The organism is Brevibacterium sanguinis (assembly GCF_003315415.1).
Classification (GTDB): Bacteria; Actinomycetota; Actinomycetes; order Actinomycetales; family Brevibacteriaceae; genus Brevibacterium; species Brevibacterium celere_A.
Genome location: NZ_QNSB01000008.1, coordinates 53061 through 76965, shown reverse-complemented (window position 1 = coordinate 76965; position 23905 = coordinate 53061). Strand labels below are relative to the sequence as shown.

General features: G+C 69.5%; 22 protein-coding genes. 8 read left to right on the top strand and 14 right to left on the bottom strand.

Annotated features, from left to right (window positions below):
* Positions 1-154 precede the first annotated feature (154 nt).
* Entirely contained in the window at positions 155-895 is a 741-nt protein-coding gene (locus tag DFO65_RS12320; protein ID WP_113904738.1) for a metal-dependent transcriptional regulator, read from the bottom strand.
* A gap of 153 nt (positions 896-1048) precedes the next feature.
* Positions 1049-2314, bottom strand: a complete 1266-nt coding sequence (locus DFO65_RS12315; protein WP_245940719.1) for an Nramp family divalent metal transporter — start codon at positions 2312-2314, stop codon at positions 1049-1051.
* An 89-nt stretch (positions 2315-2403) separates the two neighbouring features.
* Between DFO65_RS12315 and DFO65_RS12310 the strand changes: the two genes are divergently transcribed.
* From DFO65_RS12310 to DFO65_RS12285, 6 genes are all read left to right on the top strand, one after another.
* Positions 2404-3063 (top strand): TetR/AcrR family transcriptional regulator, encoded by a 660-nt coding sequence (locus DFO65_RS12310; RefSeq protein WP_113904805.1) that lies wholly within the window; start codon positions 2404-2406, stop codon positions 3061-3063.
* Positions 3060-3419, top strand: coding sequence for a DoxX family protein (locus tag DFO65_RS12305; protein ID WP_113904736.1), 360 nt, complete (start codon positions 3060-3062; stop codon positions 3417-3419). Before DFO65_RS12310 ends, DFO65_RS12305 begins: the two co-directional genes overlap by 4 nt.
* A 108-nt stretch (positions 3420-3527) precedes the next feature.
* Positions 3528-3905, top strand: coding sequence for a hypothetical protein (locus DFO65_RS12300; RefSeq protein ID WP_113904735.1), 378 nt, complete (start codon positions 3528-3530; stop codon positions 3903-3905).
* A 71-nt stretch (positions 3906-3976) separates the two neighbouring features.
* The gene (locus DFO65_RS12295) at positions 3977-4726 is read left to right on the top strand and encodes a class I SAM-dependent methyltransferase (RefSeq protein ID WP_245940714.1); all 750 of its coding nucleotides are present in this window, start codon (positions 3977-3979) and stop codon (positions 4724-4726) included.
* A 138-nt stretch (positions 4727-4864) separates the two neighbouring features.
* Positions 4865-5407, top strand: coding sequence for a hypothetical protein (locus DFO65_RS12290; RefSeq protein WP_113904733.1), 543 nt, complete (start codon positions 4865-4867; stop codon positions 5405-5407).
* Between the two features lie 115 nt (positions 5408-5522).
* A complete protein-coding gene (locus DFO65_RS12285; protein WP_113904732.1) occupies positions 5523-6902 on the top strand; it encodes a uracil-xanthine permease family protein in 1380 nt (459 codons plus the stop codon).
* Here the strand turns inward: DFO65_RS12285 and DFO65_RS12280 are convergent, their stop codons facing one another.
* The 3 genes from DFO65_RS12280 to DFO65_RS12270 form a co-directional block, all read right to left on the bottom strand.
* Positions 6903-8021, bottom strand: a complete 1119-nt coding sequence (locus tag DFO65_RS12280) for a LacI family DNA-binding transcriptional regulator (RefSeq protein WP_113904731.1) — start codon at positions 8019-8021, stop codon at positions 6903-6905.
* 63 nt (positions 8022-8084) lie between these two features.
* A complete protein-coding gene (locus DFO65_RS12275) occupies positions 8085-8795 on the bottom strand; it encodes a sulfite exporter TauE/SafE family protein (RefSeq protein ID WP_113904730.1) in 711 nt (236 codons plus the stop codon).
* Complete coding sequence (locus DFO65_RS12270) at positions 8792-10192, bottom strand: amidohydrolase family protein (RefSeq protein ID WP_113904729.1); 1401 nt, start codon at positions 10190-10192, stop codon at positions 8792-8794. Before DFO65_RS12270 ends, DFO65_RS12275 begins: the two co-directional genes overlap by 4 nt.
* A gap of 87 nt (positions 10193-10279) precedes the next feature.
* Here DFO65_RS12270 and DFO65_RS12265 point away from each other — a divergent pair, with 87 nt between their 5' ends.
* Entirely contained in the window at positions 10280-11689 is a 1410-nt protein-coding gene (locus DFO65_RS12265) for a methyltransferase domain-containing protein (RefSeq protein WP_113904728.1), read from the top strand.
* Positions 11690-11804: 115 nt separating this feature from the next.
* Positions 11805-12413, top strand: coding sequence for a dihydrofolate reductase family protein (locus DFO65_RS12260; protein ID WP_113904727.1), 609 nt, complete (start codon positions 11805-11807; stop codon positions 12411-12413).
* Between the two features lie 26 nt (positions 12414-12439).
* Here the strand turns inward: DFO65_RS12260 and DFO65_RS12255 are convergent, their stop codons facing one another.
* The 9 genes from DFO65_RS12255 to hutU all read right to left on the bottom strand — a co-directional run bounded on the left by DFO65_RS12255 (position 12440) and on the right by hutU (position 23817).
* Positions 12440-13555 (bottom strand): M24 family metallopeptidase, encoded by a 1116-nt coding sequence (locus tag DFO65_RS12255; RefSeq protein WP_113904726.1) that lies wholly within the window; start codon positions 13553-13555, stop codon positions 12440-12442.
* Positions 13556-13709: 154 nt separating this feature from the next.
* Positions 13710-14012, bottom strand: a complete 303-nt coding sequence (locus DFO65_RS12250) for a toxin-antitoxin system toxin subunit (RefSeq protein ID WP_113904725.1) — start codon at positions 14010-14012, stop codon at positions 13710-13712.
* 135 nt (positions 14013-14147) lie between these two features.
* Complete coding sequence (locus tag DFO65_RS12245; RefSeq protein ID WP_113904724.1) at positions 14148-14891, bottom strand: IclR family transcriptional regulator; 744 nt, start codon at positions 14889-14891, stop codon at positions 14148-14150.
* 43 nt (positions 14892-14934) lie between these two features.
* Entirely contained in the window at positions 14935-16356 is a 1422-nt protein-coding gene (locus tag DFO65_RS12240; RefSeq protein WP_113904723.1) for an amidohydrolase family protein, read from the bottom strand.
* Positions 16353-17630 (bottom strand): allantoate amidohydrolase, encoded by a 1278-nt coding sequence (locus tag DFO65_RS12235; RefSeq protein ID WP_113904722.1) that lies wholly within the window; start codon positions 17628-17630, stop codon positions 16353-16355. The genes DFO65_RS12240 and DFO65_RS12235 overlap by 4 nt, the downstream gene beginning before the upstream one ends.
* A 1-nt stretch (position 17631) precedes the next feature.
* Entirely contained in the window at positions 17632-19272 is a 1641-nt protein-coding gene (gene hutH, locus DFO65_RS12230) for a histidine ammonia-lyase (protein WP_245940712.1), read from the bottom strand.
* 54 nt (positions 19273-19326) lie between these two features.
* Complete coding sequence (locus DFO65_RS12225; protein WP_113904721.1) at positions 19327-20646, bottom strand: YjiH family protein; 1320 nt, start codon at positions 20644-20646, stop codon at positions 19327-19329.
* A 23-nt stretch (positions 20647-20669) separates the two neighbouring features.
* The gene (gene hutI / locus DFO65_RS12220; RefSeq protein ID WP_113904720.1) at positions 20670-21935 is read right to left on the bottom strand and encodes an imidazolonepropionase; all 1266 of its coding nucleotides are present in this window, start codon (positions 21933-21935) and stop codon (positions 20670-20672) included.
* 112 nt (positions 21936-22047) lie between these two features.
* Positions 22048-23817 carry a urocanate hydratase gene (gene hutU, locus DFO65_RS12215; RefSeq protein WP_113904719.1) on the bottom strand — a complete coding sequence of 590 codons (1770 nt, stop codon included), beginning with the start codon at positions 23815-23817 and terminating at the stop codon, positions 22048-22050.
* Positions 23818-23905 lie beyond the last annotated feature (88 nt).

Here is a 23905-nt window from a genome sequence, read left to right as displayed (position 1 = left end):
CCCAGCAGGGTCAACGGCGACGAACTGGGGCAGCGGCCATTCACGCCCCCGTCACGCGCCCACCTCGCCGAGAGCGATCAGTGCCGTCGCAGTCGCAGGAGTCGACATGACCCCGGGAAGCCATCCCGCCGAGGCGACTGGCTCACCCTCGGGTTCACTGAGTCGATGTTCCCACCCCGCGGCTGAGATGCACCGCCGCGGCCGCCTCGGCGGGGATGTCGCGACGACGGCCGTCGACCGTCGCGAGGATCAGCGGCGGACGCGCGGCAGCGGCGGCGTCGGCATCCGCATGTCGCCCGCGAGAGTCCCCGGAGTCCGCCGTCGCGCCTGCGACCTCGATGCGCGCACCGGGTCGCACGCCGAGCTCGGCGAGCTGCGAGAGCACCTCCGGGTCGGCGTCGGAGACCCGCAGCACGCGATACGAGCCGGGAGCCGCCCCGGCGAGCATGGGCGAGGAATCGTGCGAGACCACCGTGCCATCGGCCTCGGGGATCGGGTCCCCATGCGGATCCGCGGTGGGGTGGCCGAGGAAGTCGTCGATGCGCTCGATGAGCAGGTCGGAGGCGGCGTGCTCGAGGCTCTCGGCCTCGTCGTGGACCTCATCCCAGCTGTAGCCGAGGGATTCGACGAGGAAGGTCTCGATGAGCCGGTGGCGGCGCACCATCGACAGCGCGATCTTCTCGCCCTCGGCGGTGAGCTCGGGCGGGCGGTAGGGGACGCGGACGACGAGACCGAGCTCGTCGAGGCGTTTGAGCACGTCGGTGACATTGGCCTTCGTCGTGCCGAAGCGCTTTGCGAGCTCGGTCGCGGTGACCGGCTCGCCGCCCCATTCCCGTGCCGACCAGATCGCCTTGAGGTAGTCCTGGCTGACCTCGGACACTTCGCCTGCACGCATTCCTCCAGGGTATCGGACGCCTGAGTGCCGGGGGCTGCGCCGGTTCCATCACTGTTGGAACCATGCACTCTCATCGCTTTCGGAACTATGCATCTGTTCGGGAACAGATGCATAGTTCCGAAAGTGATGCAGGCTGCGTCGGGGCGGCCGGTCTCACTCGATGCCGAGGGCCAGCAGCACGAGGAGGACGACGTTGAGGATGATGATGAGCCCCGATGCGGCGATCGCCAGCACCGAGACGATGCGACCGTTCGCGTACTCGCCCATCACGGACCGGTTCGACGTCAGCTTGACGAGGGGCACCATGGCGAACGGGATGCCGAGGCTGAGCACGACCTGGCTGATGACGAGCGACCATGTCGGGTCGGCGCCGATGCCGAGGACGATGAAAGCGGGGATCATCGTCACCGCGCGCTGCCACACGATCGGGATGTCGACCCGCAGGAGTCCCTGCATGATCGCCGCGCCCGCGTAGGAGCCGACGGCGCTCGATGCCAGGCCCGAGGCGAGCAGTCCGATGCCGAAGAGCAGACCCACGACCTCGCCGAGGTTGGCGCTGACCACCGCGTGCGCGCCTTCGATCGTGTCCGTGCCGACCTGCCCGCGCAGGGATGCGGCGGCGACGAGGAGCATCGCGATGTTCACGGATCCGGCGATGATGAGGGAGAGGACGACGTCCCAGCGACTGGCCTTGAGCAGCTGCGGGATCGAGGAGCGGGGGCGCTTGCCGTGCCGGTCGACCGACAGCGCCGAGTGGAGGTAGATCGCGTGCGGCATGACGGTCGCCCCGAGCATGCTCGCCGCCAGGACGATCGAGTTCGTGCCGTCGAGCCCGGGCACGATCCCTCCCGCCGCCTGCCCCCAGTCGACGTCGCCGACGAACAGCCCGGCGAGGAAGCCGACCGCGATGATCCCGAGCAGGGTCATGATCACCGTCTCGAACGGGCGCTGGCCCCTCGTCGACTGGATGGACAGCAGCACGAGGGACACGACTCCGACGATGAGGCCGCCGAGGAGGAGCGGCAGGTCGAAGAGGATCTTCAGGGCGATGGCGCCGCCGATCACCTCGGCGAGGTCGGTGGCGACCGCGACGGCCTCCGCCTGCAGCCAGTAGGCCAGCCGGGTCTTCGTGCCCAGCTTGCTGCCGAGGAGCCCCGGCAGCGACTGCCCGGACACGAGGCCGAGCTTCGAGGACAGGTACTGCACGAGCACGGCGATGAGGTTCGCGGCGACGAGCACCCACACGAGCAGGTATCCGTACTCGGCCCCGGCGGTGAGGTTGGCCGCAACGTTGCCCGGATCGACGTAGGCGATGGCGGCGACGAACGCGGGCCCGAGGAGCAGGATCGTCGAGACCTTGCGCTTCCCGCCGCCCGCGCCGAGGTGCTTCTGGGACTGGAACGACTGAGCTTCGTGCATAAAGTTAAGGTACATTAACTTTTGCGTGCGGGCAAGATCGATCTCGCGCGGCACTCGCAACTGAACACCGGATGGCCTACGATGCGAGCATGGACACTGAACATGTTCAATCACGTGCCGACCGCCGGCTCCGCACCGAGGAGCGGATCCTCACCGCGGCGGGAGACTTGTTCCTCGACCTTGGGTACCGAGCGACGACAGTGCGGGAGATCGCCAAACGCGCCGAGGTGTCGACCGGCCGGGTGATGGCCGCCGGAGACAAGGACGTCCTGCTCGTGCGCTGCTTCGACCGCTGGATCGCCGGCCTCCAGTCGGGTCGGTACTCCCCTCCCCAGCGATGGTCGGGACGAGCCTCGGACGTCGAAGGCCACGAGAGGTTACGAGGGGCCTCGGCGCTGGCGGCCACCTCGGCGGTGCATCAGCACCTCCTCGAGATCTTCCTCCCCTTCCTCGAGTTCTTCGCCGCGCACGAGGATCTGTCCCGCGACTACGCCGCCGCGCTCATGCGGGTGCGGGGCAGGCCGCAGGTGTTCGACGTCCTGGCCGCCGACCTGCAGGAGAAGCTGTCGTCGAACCTCATCTCGATCGGGATCAATGAGGACTACGCGCGGGCGAGCGCCGCGGTGCTCTACGACTCCTACCTCGGTATCGTCTTCCGCTGGGGCGCCAGCGACCTCGGCTTCGACGAGGCGGTCGCCGCGCTGTCGCGGATCGTCGCCTTCCACACCCATGTCCGGAGGTTCGGATGACCCTGCTCCCCGACCCGACATGGCCGGTCATCGTCATGGCCGTCATCGTCCTCGGCGACGGGCTCATGACGTTCAAGCCCCCGCGCGCCATCGCCGCATGCCTCGACGGGGTCAACCTGCCGCGCGACTGGTGGTGGGTGCTGGCAGTGGTGAAGTTCCTCGCCGCAGCCGGGCTCATCGCCGGGCTCTGGGTCCCGGGGATCGGCCTGGCGGCCGTCATCGGGCTCGTCGTCTACTTCCTCTGCGCGGCGGCAGCGCACATTCGAGCGGGATACATCGGCCGCGACTTCTGGCTCAACTGCCTGGGGCTGCTGGTGCTCAACGTCCTCGTCCTCGTGTTCTGCTTCCTTGTCTGACCCAGTCGACCCGCCTTAGGGGCGGGCAGCGAGGACACCGGTTCGAAGGTGGTCCCAATCCTCAGCACACCGCTCCCCACGGGACGCGATGGTTGTTAGATTGGGAGGATGAGACGCACCACTTCCTCGCCGGTCCAGCGCCGATCGATCGGCCGGATCGCGCTCGGGCTCTCGATCACGGCCGCGATCCTGTCGTTCGTCACCGCGACCGCGCACGGGTTGGCCAGTGGACTTGCGGGCGTCACCAGGGCCGCCGACATCGACACGGCCCCCGGCTGGTACATGATCCTCGGGGTCGTGTTCGCCATCATCTTCATCGTCTTCGTCCTCTGCGCGGTGGCCGGCCTCATCAGCGGGATCGTCGCCATCATCAGGGACCGAGGCAGATCATCGGGCGTGATCGCCGTCGCCCTGGCGGTCCTCGCTCCGCTGGTCTCGCTGCTGGCGTTCATCCTCACCGCCGCCATCGGCGCCGCAACGGTGTGAGCGCGCGAGGAATGGATCCCTCCTCGGAGCAGCTCCTTGGGCGTTGGATCCGCATTCATGAACGAGCCGTCATGACAGGCTGGGATTTCTCGAGCCTTGACGATCGCCTCGTTGCCGATGATCCGCCTTGGGATTTCGAGGATCTCTGCCTCAGGGAACTGCAGAAGTCTCGGGTCTGCCTGGACATGGGCACCGGAGGAGGCGAGCGGTTGATGTCCCTGGTCGACCGGCTCACCACTGGCAGCAGCCTTTGGGCCAACAGAGCTTCAGACCCCTGCAACGGACCCTTGACGATCAGCGCAACCGAAGGGTGGGCACCGAACCTGCCGATTGCCACGGCGTCCCTGTCACCGCTCGGGATAGAGGTCCGTGAATATGACAGCGATCGTGGGATGCCGATGCCATGGCCGAACGAGACATTTGACGTCGTCATGAACAGGCATGAGAGTTTTGACCCCGAGGAACTCTCACGTGTCATTCGTCCAGGCGGGCGATTCCTCACTCAGCAGGTCGATGGAACCGAAGCACAGGAGTTCAGGGAGTGGTTCGGCGGCGAGCCCATGTATCCTGAAGCGCAGCTGGAACCCGCCTCGGCAGGTCTCCTGGCCCAGGGCTTCACCATCACCGAGGCGCGTACGTGGTCCGGGACCATGCGCTTCAACGATGTCGAGGCCGTGCTCGAATACCTCGGTTACGTCCCCTGGGATGTTCCAGGCTTCACGGTGGAGGCCAACTTCGACACTCTGGAGAAGTTGGCTCGACTGGAATCACCGATCGAGGTGACGCAGAAGCGGTTCCTGATCATCGCCGACAAGCAATGAAACCCGAGGAAGGTGGCCGAGGCGTCACCGCCGAAGCTCCTTCGCCTCATCGGCATTGAGCGATGGTAAGGGTTTCCCCAACCGGGTCACCGGGAATCTCCATGCCCCCGGGCACCGCCGGGTTCGTAGGTTGAGGGTATGTCGAGCCCCATGTTCTCCTATCCCCAGCCCACCGACGACGAACTCGCCGCCCAGCAGCCGGCGTATCCCACCAGCCCTCCCCCGGCGTTCACCGGCGATTCGTCACCTCTCCCAGAAGCTTCACCCGCCCCCGCAGCGTCACCCCACCCGGATGCACCCCCTGCCGATAGGCCCACCGACGGGTCCCTCGCGGCCTCCGGACTCGGTCGTACCGCTCTGGTCCTGGCCATCATCGCGGCCGCGCTCTCCGTACTCGCCTCGGCGGTCTTCGGGGCGACGATCGGCCCGCGGGAAGCGGAGTTCGGCACCTCCTTCTTCGAGGCGCCCGACTGGTACTCGACCCTGGCCATCGCCCTCGTCTGCGTCCAGGGGCTCTGCACCCTCCTCGGTCTGACGAGCCTCATCATCGCCGTCATCGCCATGATCAGCCACCGGGGCCGGGTCCCCGCGATGATCGCGATCGCGATCGCAGTGCTCGCACCCCTGGTGTCCTTCGGCATCGCCACCGCACTGAGCTTCGCCCTGTCACCCCTGAGCTGACGCCGGCACCCCCGCCACCTTCCCCCGCAGCCCACCCCCACCTCGGCGAGCAAATCGATTTGGCTCCTGATAAACTCAGGCCTGATCACCTTCTCTTCTCAGGCGAGAGGCACTCATGCCCGCACCCACCGAGGTCACTGACGGCGTCCACCCCGTCGATCAGCTGCGACCTGTGCACAAGCTCATCCCCTTCGCGATCCAGCATGTCCTCGTCATGGTGGCGACGCCGATCTCCGCGGTCTTCCTCATCACCAAGGCGCTCGAGCTCCCCCAGGACATGACCTCGGCGCTGCTCTCGGCCGTGCTCGTGTTCTCGGGCCTGGGATCGATCCTCCAGTCGGTCGGGGTGTGGAAGCTCGGCGTCCGCCTGCCCTTCGTCATGCTGCCCGGCGGCGCCGGCACCGTGCTCTTCATCTCGATCGGGCAGGGCACGGATCTGCAGACGGCGGTCGGCGCGGTCATCCTCACAGGGGTGTTCTACATCCTCGCGGTCACCCTGTTCGTGCGGGTGCTCAAGTACTTCCCGCCGCTGGTCATCGGCGTCATCGTCATCGTCATCGGGATCAACCTCATCCAGGTCACGGGCAAGCTCATCACCGGCCAGCCCGACAGCCCCGAGTTCGGGGACCCGAGGAACCTCCTCCTCGGCTTCGTCACGATCGCCGCGACCGTCCTGTGCTTCCGCTTCCTCCCCGGGATCTGGGGCCGGCTCTCGATCGCGATCGGGCTCGTCGCCGGCACCGTCGTCGGCGCGTTCCTCGGGATGACCTCGTTCGGCGATCAGCTCGCCGGCCCGCTCGTCGCGGCCCCCACCCTGTTCCCGTTCGGGATGCCGAAGTTCGACCTCATCGCCGCCATCCCCATGCTCCTGTGGGCACTGGCGTCCATGGCCGAGGCGACGGGACAGACGATCATCAACGGCGAGATCGTCGAGCGCAAGGTCACTCCGAGCCGTGATGTCCCGCGCGTGGTCCGCGCCGACGGGATCATCACCCTGCTCGGCGGGCTCTTCGGGTGCACGCCGATGGTCACCAGCGGCGAGAACGTCGGCATCGTCCGCGCCTCCGGGGTGCGCAGCCGCTTCGTCACCGCGATCGCCGGCATCATCCTCATCCTCATCGGCTTCAGTCCCCTGGCGCGGGTCCTCGGCGGCATCCCCGCCGCCGCGGTCGGCGGCACCGCCGTCGTCGTCTTCGCCATCATCGCCGTTCTCGGCGTGCAGATGCTCTCCCGCGTCGACTTCCACCACACCGGCAACCTCATCACCGCGACCGTCGGGCTCGGCGTGGGGCTGCTCCCGGTCCTCATCCCGGGCATGTACTCCCGGTTCCCGCCGAGCGTCGCGTCCCTGCTCAGCAGCGGCGTCGCGATGAGCGCCTTCACCGCGGTCGTGCTCAACCTGCTGTTCAATCACGGACGGAGGAAGGATTCCGACGCCGAGGCGACGTCGCAGAAGCCGTCGCCCACCTCCGAGGCGAGGGGCACCGCGGAGTAATCAGCCGCCGGTCGACTCCCGCACGATCAACGTCGGGAGCGGGGCCGCCGAGGCGAGCGCCTCGGCGGCCCTCTCCGTTTCCCCCGCGCCCTCGAGGACGGCGATGAGGCGATCGACGGCGACCGCGGCGACATCCTCGAGGTGCAGATCGACCGCGGTCAAGGGCGGCACGGACGTCCGCGCGCGGATCCCGTCGTAGCGCGTCGCCACAAGCAGGTCGGTCCCGATGCGGCGCCCGGCCTCCGCGGCCGCTCGCACCGCCCCCGTCGCGAAGGCGTCGATGGGCACGCAGATCCCGTCGATCTCCGGATGCTCGCCGAGCAGTCGTGCGGCGGCCCGAGCCGCCCCGGCCTCACCTTCGGACTCGGCCACCTCGGCGACGAGCGGCGTGAAGCCGGACGCCGCCGCGAACCTGCGGTAGACGTCGATCGCCGCCTGCTGAGCATGCCGGCCGCTCGCGCCGACGAGGAGACTCGGCTGCGCCGACCCGCGCTCGCGCAGGTGCGAGATCATCAGCTCGGCGGTCGCCGTGTGGTGGAGGTCGACCACGGGGGTATTGCCCTCGGTGCGGGCGTTGTCGAGGTGGGCACTGGCGGCGGGTCCGCCCGCCTCGGCGGGGCCGTCCTTCGCATCCGCGGCCGGAACCTCGGCGGGGCCGTCGATGACGACGAAGGGGATGCCGCGGTCGCGGAGCTCGATGAGGAGCGGGTCGCCCGGTGCCGGCTCGAGGACGAGGGCTCCGTCGACGTCGAGGTGGTCGAGGTTGCGCCGGTTGTCGCCTGGCGGTGCGAGAACGAAGACGTAGTCGCGCAGCAGTGCCGTGCGCGCGCAGCCCATGGCGAGTTCGGTGAAGAACCCCAGCTGGGAGGGGCCGGCGGACACGGCCGAGGGCATCGAGGACAGGAGGGCGAGCGCCTGGGTGCGCCCGGAGCGCAGGCCGCGGGCGCGGGAGCTGGGCCGGTAGTTGAGGGCGGCGGCGACCTCCTCGACCTTCGCCCGGGTGCTCGGATTGACCTTGCCGAGACCGTTGAGCGCATGGGACACCGTCGTGCGCGACACCCCGGCCGCCCGCGCGACGTCGGCGATGGTCGCCCGCTGCGGACGAGAGGAGGAACCCATGCCCTCAGACTACTGGACGAGTGCGCGACGGCAGTGCCGGGCGGATGAACCGGCGAATGCTGCTCATGCCTGGACGATGACGATGGCGCCGGAGACGATCGCGAAGCCGAGCACCGTGTAGCGCAGCACCGGACCGTCGAGGCGGTGGTGGACGTACCTGCTGAGGAACGATCCCGCGGCCAGGAACGGCAGCAGGCCGGCGGTGACGAGCATCGTGTGTCCGGAGATCTGGCCGCTGAGCGCCAGCACGACGAGTGAGATCACCTCGCCGACGAGGAAGCACACCGCGACGGTCGAGCGCAGCTCGGGACCGGGGCTGTGCTGGTAGGCCAGCGCGTAGGGCGGTCCGCCCACTCCCGTCGAGGTCTCCGTGACGCCGGTGATGATGCCGACCGTCGTCAGCGCCGTCCGGTTGGGGCTGAACTTGGGGGCGAGGAGTGCGACGAGCGCCGCGATCATCGTCGACCACCCGATGAGCAGCGCCAGCTGGTGGAGATTGACGACGACGAGGATCCACAGCCCGAGGAAGGTCCCGGCGAATCGGCCGACGCTGATCCACCTCACCCCGTGCCAGTGGATGTCCGCCTTCTCCCGCACCGCGATGTAGGCGTTGAGCGGGATCATCAGCACGAGCAGCATCACCGGGATGAGGCTGGGATCGATGAAGCTGACGACGGGTGCGGTGATCATCGCGAAGCCCATCCCCGTCGAGCCCTGCACGAAGGCCGAGAGGAGGACCGTCACCGCGACGACGACAAAGGCGACGAGCGTCATCGCTCGTTCATCCACGTCTCACGATGCGTGCTCGCCGGAGGGTCGACGAGGGTGATCGAGGAGTTCGACACGACGCGCTCGGAGACCTCGCGCGCGCGGTCGAGGAGGGCCTGACCGTCCCAGTCGACGGGCCAGCCGCCCTCGAGGCGGAGTCGGCCGGCTACGATGACCGCGTCGATCTGGTCCCGGTTGGCGATGCGCACGAGCTCCCACGGCACATCCCACGAGGGCACGAACTCGGGCACGCCGAGGTTGACGACGAGGAGATCGGCATGCGCGCCGACGGCGATCTCGCCGATGGAACCGGCCAGGCCGACCGCGTCCGCTCCGCCGCGCAGTCCCTGCTCCAGCCATGTCCATCCGCCGCCGGACGAGGAGTCCCCGACGTCCATGCCCCAGGTCAGGCGCTGCGCGGTCTCGGCGGCGTCGAGGAGGCGGAACGCGTCCGAGCGGGTGCCGTCGGTGCCCAGGCCCACACGCATGCCGAGTTCGTGCATGAGCAGGGCCGGCGCCACGGAGTTGCCCTTCCAGGAGCTCGCGACCGGGTTGTAGGAGATCGCCGATCCCGCCTCGCCGAGGAGGCGGATCTCGCGCGGGGTGAGCAGGGTCGCGTGGGCGGCGAGGAGCTCGGGTCCCAGCGCGCTGAGGCGGGCCAGTCGTTCCAGCGGCCGCTCGCCGCTGGCGACGAGGGACCGTTCGACGGCGGCGAGGTGCTCGTTGAGGTGGGTCTGGAACGGGACGCCCGCCTCCCGGGCCAGCGAGGTGATCACGACGAGGGCATCGTCCGTGGCGGCCTCGGGGATCGAGATCGCGACCGAGGGATGGACGAGGCCGTCGGCGTCCCAGCGGCTCAGGTGACGCTCGGCGGCGGCGACCACCTCGGCGAGGTCGGTGGTCCTCCCACCACCGCCGAGGTCGTTGCAGATGACGCCGAGCACGCAGCGCAGCCCGACGGCGGAGGTGACGTCGGCGATCGCGGACACGTCGACGCCGGCGCGGGTGCCGGCGTCGGCGACGGTGGTGAAGCCGCCGCGCAGCGACTCCCAGGCGGCGAGATGGGTCGCGACCTCGACCGCCTCGGCGTCCATGTGCTTCTCCATCGGCACCCATACCCGCTGGAAGATCTCCGACGGCTCACCGAAGACGAGCGACTTGCCGAAGGTCTGCGTGAGGTGGTGGTGCGCGTCGACGAATCCGGGCATGAGCAGGCGGTTCGGCAACTCGACCCGGGCGACGCCGGCCGGGGCCTCGGCCGCGACGGCCTCCACGGGTCCGACTGCGGCGATGCGTCCGCCGTCGACGAGCACCGCGTGGCCCGACTGCGCCCCCGTCGGCAGGAGGACCTGGTCGGGGATGAGCAGCGTCGGTGCCTCGTGGAGTGTGCGCAGCTGGGTCATGACATCCTTCTGGGTGGGCGAACGCGCGGCCAAATCGATTTGGCTCCTCCAGCCTACCGCCGGGGTCGGCGCGGGTAAAATGGGAGCATGACCGCCTCGCCCCTCCCTGTCACTGCAGCGGCGAACGGGCACCTCGACTGTCGCTACTTCGCGGCGGGAGCCTGCCGCTCCTGCGCGCTGCTCGAGACACCCTACCCGCAGCAGGTCAGCGCCAAGGAATCCTGGTGCCGGGAGGTCCTCGCCGATCACGCGCCCGGATCCTGGCTGCCGGCGGCCACGGGCGGAGCGGAGGGCTTCCGCAATCGGGCGAAGCTCGCCGTCGGCGGGGCCCGGGGAGCGCTCACCCTCGGCATCCTCGACCAGGAGTTCCACGGAGTGGACCTGCGCGACTGCGGCATCCAGGAACCGGCGATCCGCGCCGTCATCCCCGTCCTCGCCGAGTTCCTCGACGCCACCGGACTCGACCCCTATGACGTCCCCCGGCGCCGAGGTGAGCTGAAGTTCGTCCATGTCACCGCGGCTCCGTCGGGCGAACTGATGATCCGCTTCGTCGTCCGCACCCAGTTCGGGCTCGAGGTGCTGGCCTCGCGGCGCGAGCGGCTGCTCGGCCTGGTCCCGCACGCGAGCGTCGTCTCGGTCAACCTCCTGCCCGAGCACAAGGCCGCCCTCGAGGGCAGCCGCGAGGTCCTGCTCCACGGCGACTCCCTCCGCATGGGACTCGGCCGCGTCGATCTCCACCTGCGCCCGCAGAGCTTCTTCCAGACGAACACCACAGTGGCCATCGCCCTCTACGACCAGGTCGCGGCCTGGGTCGACGAGATCGCCCCGAGCACCCTGTGGGACCTCTACTGCGGGGTCGGCGGGTTCGCGCTGCACTGCGCCGGGGGCGCCGGGTCGATGGGCGCGGCAGCGGGTGGCGGGAGCGCGGGTTCCTTCGGGGCTGTCGACTCGTTCGCGGCCGTGGACTCCTCAGCGCCGGCGGACTCCTTCGGGGTCGCGGAGGGGCCGGCCACGGGACCGGCGCCGCAGCGCAGGGTGACCGGGGTCGAGGTGAGCGAACAGGCCATCGAATCCGCGAAGCTCAGCGCCGCAGAGCTCGGGGCCGACGTCCGCTTCATCGCCGCCGATGCCACGGAGTTCGCCGAGACGACCCTCGGTCGGGTCTCGGAGCCGGCGGACACCTCCGCGACGACCGCTGACCCGACGTCCACCTCGGCGACCGCTGACGCGCTCGCGCCGACACCGGACGTCGAGGTTCCGGACTGCGTCATCGTCAACCCGCCTCGGCGAGGGATCGGGGCGCGGCTCGCGCAGATCCTCGAGGACTCCGGCGTCGAGCACGTCGTGTACTCGAGCTGCAATCCACAGTCTCTCGCCAGGGACCTCGACCGGATGCCGAGCTTTGCGGTGGAGCAGGCGCGGGTCTTCGACATGTTCCCGCACACGAAGCATCTCGAGGCGGCAGTGCTGCTGCGCCGACGGTCGGCCGGCGGGTAGGCGACGGTGGGAGGTAGGCGACGGCCCGGCCGGAGGTCAGCCGACCGCCGGGTCCGCTGCGATCCGGCGGTCCACAAGGCCCGCAAACATGGACCGGAGGGAAGGGAGAACTGAGATGGGTGTCTGCTACATGCACGCGGTGGCGTCTCTCGACGGTTTCATCGCGTTCGAGAACGACGATGTCGGGCCTCTCCACGACTGGTACTTCAACGGGGACCATCCGATCATCGACCGCGACCACCCCGAGGTCCATGGCGGATCGTTCCGGGTCTCGGCGGCCTCGGCCGACTACGTCAGCGAGATGTGGTCACGGCAGAAGGTGCTCGTCATCGGCCGCCGACTGTTCGACCTCACCAACGGCTGGGACGGTCACCCCGCGGCGAGCGACCACGTGGTCGTCGTCTCCCACCGGCCCGAACCCGAGGGCTGGCACCCCGAGGCGCCATACCATTTCGTCACCTCGGTGGAGGACGGGATCGCGCGGGCTCGAGAGCTCGCCGCCGACGGTGACATCGGCGTCGCCGCGGGGCATATGGGAGGTCAGGCACTCGAGCTCGGACTCATCGACGCCGTCGCGATCGACGTCGTGCCGACGGTCTTCGGTCACGGCAAGAGCTACTTCGGGGCGGCGGTCGACGGTCCGCTGATGCTCGAGGACCCGGACGTCGTCATCCAGGGCGAGGACGTCCTCCACCTCCGATTCCCCGTCCGCCGGGCCGGCTGAGAACCACTCGCCGTCCCCGGTCGTGGTCACAGCTGCAGTGTCGACGGCCTCGCGATCCCGTTGACGGTGGTCGTCGGCCAGCGCTCGTCGACGGTGAGGACCTCGATGGGTTCCGGACCCGCGCCGTGGAAGACCACCGTGTCCTCGACCTTCGCCCCGATGCCCAGCTCGGGCGAATAGGCGCTGGGGTTCCAGGCGAAGGCCTGGCCGGTGCGGATGACGTCGGTGACGTCCGGGGTGAGCATGGGATCCCTGCCGACGTAGCCGGCGGCGCCGCCCTGATGGTGGCGGGTCCATTCCTCGGCGTCGAATCGCCGCGGATAGGACCGCTGGATCGTCGTCATCATGTCCCGCAGCGGTCGGCCGTCGCGCAAGTCGGCGAAGATGTCGGCTTCGACCTCGAGGAGCCTCGCCTCGAACTCCGCTTCTCCGTCCTTCGGGTCGCCGAAGCGCACCCAGCGGGTGAGGTGGGCGAGGAGCCCCCGCCGGCGCCCGGAGATGACGAGCATGGCCCGCCGACCCAGCGGCGTCTCGGTGGGAAGCGGATGCCGGAACGGCGCCCGCGACTCCCCGCACGCGAGCAGGACGAGGGGTTCGACGCCGCCGGCCCGGGCTCGGCCGGCCAGGCCCGCGGTGAGGTCGAGTTCGCTCATCTCGGGCGAGGCGTCGAAGAGGACATCGCTCATCGCCGAGGCGAGGTCCTGGGCGAGCGGCCGGTAGCGGTCGAGGTCGGCGTCGAGGAGGACGGCTCGAGCGCCGCGCAGGGCCGCGGCATGATCGGCTTCCTCCCCGATCGCCCACTGGTCGGCCCCCGGGACCGAGGTGACGAACTCGCCCACCGGTTCGTGCCAGGGGACGGGATGGACGGTGACGAATCCGTCGTGGGCCAGGGACTCGGGGACCTCCTCGGCGAGGATCCGGTTGACCTCATTGGCCGAGATTCCCAAGTGGATCCCCGTGCGTGTGACCAGCGCCTGGAACACCGGCCCCGAGGCGGCATCGACCGTGGTGCGGGCGCCTGCCAGGAGCCAGGACACGCTGCCGGCCGTGGTGAGGAGCAGGGCGTCGAGCGCCCGTTCGTCGAGGATCGCGACGAGTCGTTCGTGCTTGGTGGCGACCTCGGTGCGGGTGTCGTCCGTCATTGTGCGCCTTCCTGTTCTGCAGAGGTCGTGCGGCCGGCTCGAGTCGACACTGCCAGGGTAGGCAGATGCGCGATGATCGCGCCAGGGCTGAGTGGTGACTCAGATGGCGTACCGCTGCCTCGGCTGTACCAGTGACCAGCTGCGTGGCGAGGTCTCAGACGGGATAGACGACGTGCGTCTCGCCGCCGGGTGGCGGTGCGTCGGGACCGCTCAGGCTGCGGCGATCGAACAGCTCGACGGGCCGGCCGACTATGCGCTGGAGTTCGTCGCCGAGCGTGAAGAAGGTGCCGAAGTCCCGCTGTGCGTCGGGTCGGAATTCGACGAGGAAGGTGAGGCTGCTCGTCGGCGGCACCTCGCTGTCGGTCAGGGCGGCCCCGGTGACGCGCAGGCTGGCCACACCGAACCGCTCGCACACCCGAGCGATCTCGGACAGGTCGACGTTCGGCTCGCTTGCCACGCGGCCATTGTGGCACTCCGCACCGTCGCGCGTAAAACACCGCGGTGCAACGGGAGGGTGTGCGGCCAGTGAGGCGGTATGCGACGCCGACGGGAGGGTGTGCGGCCAACGGTGCGGTATGCGACTGCCGGCATGTCACTGGAGCTTGGCGGTCACCTCGGCGGCGGCGTCGACGACCTTCTCGATGAGCGGCTCGGAATCCTCCGCGTAGGACTCCTCGGAGATCGACAGGCCGATCGCCGCGATCGGGCGGGAGAGCACGTCGTGGACGGGCGCGGCGATCGTCGAGATCCCGGGCGTCACCTCACCGTGCTCGATCGCCCAGCCGAGCCGTCTGGTCTGGGCGAGGATCGCATTGAGCTGCTTGACCGTCGTCGGTCCCCTGCCCGTGCGGGTGACGAACCCGGACTCGGACTGGAGCATCGCGAGCACCTCCGACTTGGGCAGATCCGCGAGAATCGCCCGACCGGTGGCGGTGAGGTAGCTGGGCATGCGCACCCCCGTCGCGGTGATGACCGCGACGGATCTCAGCGACTGCTCCTTGAGCACGTACACGGTCTCCCATCCCCGGATGACGGCAAGCTGCGCAGTCGCCGAGGTGTCCTCCGCGAGCTGGCGGACGATCGGCTGGGCCAGGCGCTGGAGAGGGTTCGTGCGGAGATAGGAGCTGCCGAGCTCGTGGACTCCGGCGCCGAGGACGTATCCGGAACCGGCCCGGGCGACGAGTCCGAGCTCCTCGAGGACCCCGAGCAGCTCATAGGCGCTCGAGCGCGGGATGTCGAGGGTGCGGACGAGCGCACCCGCGGAGATCGGGCGGTTCGAGGCGGCGAGGTGCCGCAGGATCGCCACCGATCTCCGCAGGGCGGGGACCTCAGCCATGGTCCGGAACCCGCGTTCCCCGGCACACCGACTCGGCCATGGCTCAGCCCTTCAGACCCAGCGCCGCGAACGCCTCCGCGTACAGCGCCGAGATCTCGCCGAGCTCGGTGTGGACGCCGTCGCGCACTCGCACCTGTCCACCGCTGACCGTCAGGTGGACATCGGCGGCAGTGGCGGAGAGGACGACCTGTTCCTCCACCGAGCCGAACGTGCGCATGCTGTCTGTCCTCAGCGCGATGAAGTCGCACGCCTTCCCCGGTTCCAATGAGCCGACGGGCAGTTCGAGGCTCTTCGCCCCGCCCTCGGTGAGCGCGGCGATGAGCTCTGCCGGTGAGAAGCGTCCGCGCTGTCCCGAGCGCAGCCGTTCCCCCGCCTCCATGGCCTGGGTCTCGCGCAGCGCGTCGAGGACGACGTGCTGATCGGAGCCGATCGCGATGATCGCGCCCGCATCCGCGAGCTCCCGAGCCGGTCCGATGCCGTCGGCGAGGTCGGCCTCCGTGCACGGGCACATGACGATCGCCGCCTGCGCCTGCCCGAGGGTCGTGATGTCGTCGTCGGACAGGTGGGTGGCGTGGACGGCCGAGAGGTCGGTCGTGACGACGCCCGAGCGCTCGAGCACCTGCGTCGGGGTCGTGCCGTAGGCGGCCTCGCAGGCCTCGTTCTCCGCCGGCTGCTCGGACAGGTGCACGTGCACCGGGCCGGTGAGCTCGGTGAAGCGCGGCAGGTTGGCGGCCGGGACCGCACGGATCGAGTGGATCGCCGCACCGAGGCGGACGAAGCTCTCCCCGGGTGCGCCGACGGGGAACTCGGCTGCGAGGTCGGCCGCCAGAGAGGCGTGCCGGTCCAGGTAGCCGTCGATCGTGCCGTCGCCGAACCGGGCCTGCTCGGCGGAGAGCTCGGTGTCGATGCCGCCGGTGAGGTAGCAGGTGTCGAGCAGTCGGATCCGCAGTCCCGCCGAGGCGGCCGCCCGGGCCAGTGCCCGTTCCATCGCGTGTGCGCCGGAGTCGGAGCCCGCCGAGGCGACCGCGTCCGGTGCCGCGTCCACATTCGGTGCTGCGTCCGCCCTCGCCCCGTAGGGGGTGCCGTCGGGCGCGTGGTGGACGTAGTGGAACTCCCCCACCGAGGTGTAGCCCCCGGCGAGCATCTCCGCGAACACGGCGCGGGCGACGGTCTCGTAGTTCTCCGGGGTGAGCCGAGCGGCGACGGAGTACATGACCTCGCGCCATGTCCAGAACGTGCCGCCGTCGCCATGGGTGCGTCCGCGCAGGATCCGGTGGAACGCGTGGGAGTGGGCATTGACGCCGCCGGGCAGCGTGAACCCGGGGACCACCTCGGCGCCGGCCGGAGCGGAGGCGATCCCGGTCTCGACCGCGGTCAGTGTGCCGGTGTCATCCGAGGTGAGGAGGACGCCGGTGGCAAAGGCCCCGTCGACCCAGGCCGACTCGCACCAGTACTGAGTGCTCATTCCCCACCTCCGGCATGATTCGCGGATCCGGCAGACCCGGAACCCGCAGGATTCGAGCCGGCGGCGCCGAGCTCGCGTTCGAGCACCGCGGCCAGCGCCTGCACTCCGGTCCGTGCGTCAGCGTCCTCGCAGGCCTCTTCCGGGGCGTGCGAGACCCCGGTCGGGTTGCGGACGTAGAGCATCGCGGAGGGCACGTGCGCCGCGAGGATGCCGGCGTCGTGGCCGGCTCCCGAGGGCAGCATCGGTGCGTCCGGCAGGACCGAGCGCAGCCGGTCGTTGAGCTCGGCGGTGAAGTGCGTCGTCGGTGAGTACGACTCCTGGGAGATGCTCACCGCGACGCCGGCACCGGCCGCGTGCTCCTGCGCCCGGGCGGAGATCGCCGCGAGCACCTGCTCGACGACGGCGTCGTCGGCATGCCGGATGTCGAGCCAGAAGCTCATCGCCGAGGCGATGACGTTCGTGCCGCCCGGGTGGATGAGGGTGCGCCCGACGGTCGCGACCGCTCTCGCGTCAGTGGCGGCCGCTAGCGTCGGGATGTCACCGATGACGCGGGAGGCCGCGACCACGGGGTCGGCACGGTGGCTCATGGGAGTGGTTCCCGCGTGATTGCCCTGACCGGTGAACGCGAAGTGCCAGCGACCGTGCCCGATGATGGAGGACCCGATGGCCACGGCCTGATCGGTGTTGATCAGCCCGACGCCCTGTTCGACATGGAGTTCGATGAATGATCCGATCCCCGCCAGCCGCGACTCATCACGCCCGATCCGGTTCGGATCGAGGCCATAGCCACGCGCGACATCGGCGAAGGAGTCACCCGCGGCGTCCTTGAGGCCCAGTGCCCTGTCGGCGTCGATCGCGCCGGTGATGAGACGCGAGCCGAGGCAGGCCACGCCGAAGCGCGAGCCCTCCTCCTCGGGGAACACCGCCAGCGCGAGCGGGCGCCGGGCCCGCTCGAGCGCGCCGGAGGACTTGAGCTCGTCGAAGGCCGCGAGCGCCGAGGCGACGCCCAGGGGACCGTCGAAGGCGCCGCCACCGGGGACGGAGTCGAGGTGAGAACCGGTGACGACGGCGTTCTCACCCGGGCTGGTCGCCCACGCCCAGGTGATGCCGTTGGCGTCGATCTCGGTGTCGAGACCGCGACGGTCCGCCTCGGCGAGGAACCAGTCCCGCAGCTCCCGTTCGGTCGGGGAGAACCCGGGACGCTGGTAGCCGGGACCGCGCGAGTCGCGGCCGGTGTCCTCGATCTGACGCAGCAGGGAGACGACGTCGCTCATGTCAGTTCGCTTCGTCGCCGAGGTTGCCCAGAGCGGTGAACTCGGGGTCGTTGACGGCGGCCGATCCGCCCTGGGGCAGCCAGGTTCCGGCCGCCTCCGTGACGGTGTGGGCCAGCGGCGCGATCGCCTCGGCGGCGGCCACGAGGGTGCCGTCCTTGACCTTGGTGATCGTGTCGGCGAGCTCCGGGGACAGGAACCGGTCCGGGCCGGGGCCGGGCACGGTCTCACGGATCTTGGCGATGACGGCGCCGGTGACCGGTGCCGGAGCGACCTCACGCATGTCGCAGGCGCGGGCGGCGGCGTAGAACTCGATGCCGATGACGCTGGCGAGGTTGTCGACGACCTTACGCAGCTTGCGGGCGGCCGACCATCCCATCGACACGTGGTCCTCCTGCATCGCCGAGGACGGGATCGAGTCCACCGAGGCAGGAGTCGCGTTGCGCTTGGCCTCGGAGACCATCGCCGCCTGGGTGTAGTGGGCGATCATCAGACCGGAGTCGACGCCGGCGTCGTCGGCGAGGAACGGGGTGAGGTCCTGATTGCGGGAGCGGTCCATCATCCGGTCGGTGCGGCGCTCGGACATCGAGGCGACGTCGGCGGCGACGATGGCGAGGAAGTCGAGGGCGTGGGCCAGCGGCGCGCCGTGGAAGTTGCCGTTCGAGGACACCTGGCCGTTGGTGAGGACGACCGGGTTGTCGATGGCCGAGCGGAGTTCGCGCTCGGCGACCTGGGTCGCGAAGGCGACGGCGTCGCGGGCGGCGCCGTTGACCTGCGGGGCGCAGCGCATCGAGTAGGCGTCCTGGACCAGGTGGGTGGAGTCGCGGTGGCTGGCGACGATCTGCGAGTCCTTGAGCGCGGCGAGCATGTTCGCCGCCGAGGCGGCCTGCCCGTCGTGCGGGCGCAGGGCGTAGTGGAGGGCCGGCTCGAACACGGCGTCGGTGCCGAAGAGCCCCTCGATGCTCATCGCGGCCGAGACGTCGACGGCGGTGAGGAGGTTCTCGAGGTCGGTGAGGGCGAGGATGAGCATGCCGAGCATTCCGTCGGTGCCGTTGACCAGCGCCAGACCTTCCTTCTCGGCGAGGGTGACGGGGGTGATCCCCGCCTCGCTAAGGACCTCGGCCGCCGGGCGGGCGATGCCGTCGGGACCGGCGGCCACGCCTTCGCCCATGACGACGAGGGCGCAGGCCGACAGCGGCGCGAGGTCGCCGGAGCAGCCGAGCGAACCGTACTCGTGGACGACCGGGGTGATGCCGGCGTTGAGCATGTCGACGTAGGTCTGGAGCACCTCGGGGCGGACGCCGGCGCGGCCGGTGGCCAGGGTGCGGGCGCGCAGCAGCATCAGCGCCCGGACGACCTCGCGCTCGACGGGCTCGCCGACTCCGGCGGCGTGGGAGCGGATGAGCGACTTCTGCAGCTGGGTGCGCAGCTCGGCCGGGATATGCCGCTGGGCGAGCGCGCCGAAGCCGGTGGACACGCCGTAGACGGGCTTCGGAGCTGCGGCGAGTGCGTCGATGGCCTCGCGGTACTTCGCGACGCGGGCCAGGGTGGTCTCGCTCAGAGCGACTTTGGCGTCATTGCGGGCGACGTCGACGACCTGGGCGAAGGTGAGGGTATCGGGATCGAGATCGATGAGAACGGACATCAGAGGCCTTTCGGTGGATGGTGCGGTTGAGTGGTGACGTTGTCGGGCAGGCGGTCAGAGGAGCAGGTGGGCCAGTGGTGCGGCGATGAGGATCGTGAGGACGACGCGTTCGAACCAGATGACCACGAGGGAGCCGATGCCGATCGGGATCTCCGTGGCGAGGATCGACGGGACCATGGCGGAGAAGAAGATCACGCCCGATACCGACACGACGGCGATCGTGAACCGGAGGACGAGGTCCTCGGAGCCGGCGACCTGGGTGGCGGGCAGGAACATCTCGACGAGGCCCACGGCCGAGGCCTTGCCGGCGAGGATCGGGTCGGAGAGGCGGGTGACCCAGGTGAAGGGCACGAAGATGTAGCCGAGGAAGTCGAAGATCGGCGTGAACTTCGCCAGCAGCAGTCCGATGAGCCCGACCGACAGGATCGACGGGAGGATCGAGGACGCCATGAGCAGCCCGTCACGCAGGTTCGACCACAGGTTGACACCCAGGGACGGGGCCTCGCGCAGAGTCTCCTTCGCCTCTCTCCAGGCGACGCCGAGGCGGTTCGTCGTCACCTTCTCCTCCGGCTGCGGGGTCGCCGCCGGGTGGTAGTCGTCCTTGATCGTCCGCAGCGGCGGGATGTGGACGGTGATGGCAGTGACGATGAAGGTGACGACGAGGGTGAAGAAGAAGTAGAGCAGCCAGTGGTCCATGAGGTCGAGCGTCTTGGCGACGACGATCATGAATGTTGCCGAGACCGTGGAGAATCCGGTCGCGATGATCGCGGCCTCGCGCGCCGTGTACTTTCCCTCCTTGTACACGCGGTTGGTGATGAGCAGGCCGAGCGAGTAGCTGCCGACGAAGGACGCGACGGCGTCGATCGCCGAACGGCCGGGAGTCCTGAAGACCGGACGCATGATCGGCTGGACGACCACGCCGATGTACTCCATGAGGCCGTAGCTGACGAGGAGGGCGAGGAAGATCGCGCCCACGGGGACGATGAGTCCGACCGGGATGACGAGCTTGTCCCACAGGAACGGGCCGATGTCCTCGGCGGCGAGCCAGGCCGGCGGGCGGGTGAGGATGAGAACGGCGATGACGAGACCGAGGATGTTGAGGAACGCGAAGATTCCCTTCGTCGCCGAGGCCTTCCAGCTCCCGGTGACGAACGGCCGGAGGGTGCCGGCTGCGATGAGCGCCAGGGCGATGAACGGCACGACGGGGCCGGCGAAGGTGCGGATCGCGGTGACGATGTGATCGAGCATGATCGTCGAGGTGCCGCCGATGGTCACCGGGACGAAGAACATGAAGATGCCGATGGCGCTGTAGGCGAAGAATCGCCACGTGCCGGCCGGCTTCCTCGTCGTCACCTCGTTGGTGGGGGTGTCCATGATTCTCCTTCGAATCCTGCGGTTCAGGGTCGCGGACGGTTGTCGGCGACGAGTTCGCCTGCGGCGAGGACCCGTTCGACGAGGTGCACGCCGGGACGGTAGGCCAGATGCCGGTAGCTGGGCGCGTCGAGCACGACGAGGTCCGCCCGGGCACCGGCGCCGAGGTGACCGACATCGGTGCGCTCGAGAGCGTGGGCTCCCCCGGCCGTCGCTGCCCACACGGCCTGGTCGACAGTGAAGTGCATGTCGCGCACGGCCAGGGCGATGCAGAACGGGAGGCTGTTGGTGAAGCAGGATCCCGGGTTGCAGTCCGAGGCGATGGCCAGGGTGACCCCGGCGGCGAGGTAGCGCCTCGCATCGGGGTAGGGCTGCCGGGTGGAGAACTCGACTCCGGGCAGGAGGGTGACCACGGTGCCCGCGTGGGCCAGGACCGCGAGGTCGTCGTCCGAGGCGAAGGTCGCGTGGTCGACGGAGACGCAGCCGAGTTCGGCCCCGAGCTTGAGCGCTCCGCCGTCGGTGAGCTGGTTGGCGTGCAGGCGCGGCTTCATGCCCGCGGCCTTGCCGGCTTCGATGATGCGGCGGGTCTGGTCCTCGTCGAAGGCGCCCTTCTCGCAGAACACGTCGATCCACTTCGCCTGTCCCGCGGCGGCCGGGATGATCTCGTCGATGACGAGGGACACGTAGGCCTCCGGGTTCTCCTTGTGCTCCGGCGGCACGACGTGGGCGGCGATGAGCGTCGACTCCTCGGTGTGCCGGTTGATGATGCGCAGCGCCCGGATCTCGTCGTCGAGTGTCAGTCCGTAGCCGGTCTTGATCTCGAAGGTCGTCGTCCCCTGTCGCCTCGCCTGGTCGAGGAGGTGGACGAGGTTGTCCTCGAGCTCCTCATCGGTGGCGGCTCGGGTGGCGGCCACGGTGGTGGCGATGCCGCCGGCCGAGTACTTCTCGCCGGCCATCCGGGCGGCGAACTCGGCAGACCGGTCACCGGCGAAGACGAGATGGTTGTGGCTGTCGACGAAGCCCGGGATCACGGCCTTCCCGCCGAGGTCGATGGTCTCGGCGTCGCCGGCGCCGAGTCCCGCGAGGGCGGCGCCGGCCTCGGCGGCGGGCCCCGACCAGGCGACCCGCTCACCATCGATGATGAGCGCAGCGTCGGCGACGACGTTCAGCCGTCCCACCTCGGCGGTGGGGTGGGCGGAGGTCGTGCCGTCGGCACCGGAAGCCGGGGCGTCGGCCCCACTGGCCGGGGCGGCGTTGGTGACGAGTTCGCTGATGCCGGTGATGAGCTGCAACGGGCTGCCTTTCGCGAAGGGTTTGTGGATCGACGGTCGAAGTCCGTTCACATTCGGTGCAGTCTTTCGGATTCGAACCTGAACTGCTGCACCGAATGTGAACGGAATCGGGTCACTGGGCGGCGGACTCTTCGTCGCGCTTGTCGAGTTCGGGCACCATCGGGATGCGCATTCCGCGCTCCGCGGCGACCTCGGCTGCGCGATCGTAGCCGGCGTCGACGTGGCGGATGACGCCCATGCCCGGGTCGTTGGTGAGCAGGCGGGCGAGCTTCTGCGCGGCGAGGTCGGTGCCGTCGGCGACCGAGACCTGACCGGCGTGGATCGAACGGCCGATGCCGACGCCGCCGCCGTGGTGGATCGAGACCCAGGTGGCACCCGAGGAGGTGTTGACGAGGGCGTTGAGCAGCGGCCAGTCGGCGACCGCGTCGGTGCCGTCGAGCATCGCCTCGGTCTCACGGTAGGGGCTGGCGACCGAACCGGAGTCGAGGTGGTCGCGTCCGATGACGATCGGGGCCGAGACCTTGCCCTCGGCGACGAGCTGGTTGAACAGCAGTCCGGCCTGGTGGCGCTCCTTGTATCCGAGCCAGCAGATGCGGGCCGGGAGGCCTTCGTACTCGACGTACTCCTGCGCGGCGTCGAGCCAGCGGTGCAGGCCCTCGTTCTCGGGGAAGAGCTCCTTGAGGGCGTTGTCGGTGACTTCGATGTCCTTGGGGTCGCCGGACAGGGCGACCCAGCGGAACGGTCCGAGTCCTTCGCAGAAGAGCGGGCGGATGTAGGCCGGGACGAAGCCGGGGAACTCGAACGCGCGGTCGTAGCCGGCCTTGCGGGCCTCGTCGCGGATCGAGTTGCCGTAGTCGAACACCTCGGCGCCGCGGTCCTGGAACTCGACCATGGCGCGCACGTGCTTGCCCATGGCCTCCTGGGCGCGGAGGGTGAACTTCTCCGGGTCCTGCTCGGCCTCGTCGTGCCAGTCCTCGACGCTGACGCCGATCGGCAGGTAGGACAGGGGGTCGTGGGCCGAGGTCTGGTCGGTGACGATGTCGACCTCTGCGGCTTCGGGGCGCTCGAGGATGAGCGGCAGGATCTCGGCGGCGTTGCCGACGAGGCCGACGGAGAGCGCCTGCTTGTTCTTCTTCGCCTCGATGACCTTGGCGAGCGCGGTGTCGAGGTCGGTCTCGACCTCGTCGAGGTAGCGCTTGGACTGACGACGGTCGAGGCGGGTCTTGTCGACGTCGATGATCAGGCAGGCGCCGCCGTTGAGGGTCACGGCCAGGGGCTGGGCTCCGCCCATGCCGCCGCAGCCGCCGGTGATGGTCAGGGTGCCGGCGAGGGTGCCGTCGTAGCGCTTCTTGGCGATCGCGGCGAAGGTCTCGTAGGTGCCCTGGAGGATGCCCTGGGTGGCGATGTAGATCCAGGACCCGGCGGTCATCTGGCCGTACATCATCAGGCCCTCGGCCTCGAGGTGACGGAAGTGCTCCCAGTTGGCCCAGTCGCCGACGAGGTTGGAGTTGGCGATGATGACGCGGGGCGCCCATTCGTGGGTGCGCAGGACCGCGACCGGCTTTCCGGACTGGACGAGGAGGGTCTCGTCGGCCTCGAGGTCATCGAGGGTCCGCACGATCGCGTCGTAGGCCTCCCACGAGCGGGCCGCACGGCCGGTGCCGCCGTAGACGACGAGGTCCTCGGGGCGCTCGGCGACCTCGGGGTCGAGGTTGTTCATGAGCATCCGCTTGGCGGCTTCGGTCTGCCAGTTCTTGGCGGTGATCTCGGTGCCGCGGTCGGCGCGGATGACGCGAGAGGGATCGTGCTGGGTGAAGGTGGGCTTGGTGACGGTCGATTCCGTCGCCGAGGTGGTGTCCGAGGTTTCGGAGGTGGCGGTCATGTGACTCTCCCTTGTCGTCGTGATGAAGCGCGGTTCGAAGAAGTGGGTGGTACCAGTCGCCGCGCTCGATCTCCCCGAGAATCCGGTC